The organism is Paraflavisolibacter caeni, from assembly GCF_025628885.1.
Taxonomy (GTDB): domain Bacteria; phylum Bacteroidota; class Bacteroidia; order Chitinophagales; family Chitinophagaceae; genus Flavisolibacter; species Flavisolibacter caeni.
On the sequence record NZ_JAOTIF010000079.1, the window covers coordinates 1 to 736 of the forward strand.

The following is a 736-nucleotide window of genomic DNA, read 5'->3' on the forward strand; positions in this document are numbered from 1 at the left end:
ACCCCGCACATAAGAGACTTTCACTCTCTGGCATTCTTACTTCTAAGAACTATATTTACCATTCAAGGCACACACACCAGTTTGCTACCATAGCGGAGGCAAGAAGTTAACTCAGCATCTAATCTTTAATTATCTTCAGACAATAAAAAAATCAAAGGAACACGGACTTCCGCTACGGATAGCAAGCTCGGTTCCGTTAGGCGCTACAGCATTAAGATGCCTGAAGCTATCAAATAAAACTAATCATGCCCCATCCAATCATAGTACTTTTAATTTTTGCTTCAGGAATAGCCTTTTTTTATAAGGTGTACTTGCATGATAAGTTAGATGGAAAACAATCATCCCATGCCTTTTTAGGTCTTGGAAGAAGAATCTTTGCTCCAAAGTATCTATTCCCAATACGCATGGGAAACTACACTACAAAGGATATTGGCTTAATAAAGAGTGCAAACCGAGCTTTAGCTGTATTTTGGATATGTTTTTTATTGGCCATAATTTTTGGAGCTGTGGATGCTCTGATTTAAATGCGCCTAACACGAATGTTCACAAAATGGTGGAGAAAGAATTGAAATTGGCTTCCAAATATCTATTAAGCAGTTTACCTTTAGCCCAGTGTGCTGGTAACACGGACTGCCACCACTTCGTAAACACTTTGATCCGTTATATTCCAATTAAATCAATTTTAACTAACTTATTATGAGAGTACTTTCTTTTTTGTTGTTGATTTCACTCATTA

1 protein-coding gene is annotated in these 736 nt (G+C 37.1%); it reads left to right on the forward strand.

Annotated features, from left to right (window positions below; genetic code table 11):
- Positions 1 to 245 precede the first annotated feature (245 nt).
- Positions 246 to 524: a hypothetical protein gene (locus OCK74_RS27845; protein ID WP_279300395.1), complete on the forward strand. Its 279-nt coding sequence runs from the start codon at positions 246 to 248 to the stop codon at positions 522 to 524.
- Positions 525 to 736 lie beyond the last annotated feature (212 nt).

Excerpts from the sequence above, each read along its gene's own strand:
- OCK74_RS27845 (WP_279300395.1), top strand. The coding sequence starts at position 246 with ATGCCCCATCCAATCATAGTACTTTTAATTTTTGCTTCAGGAATAGCC.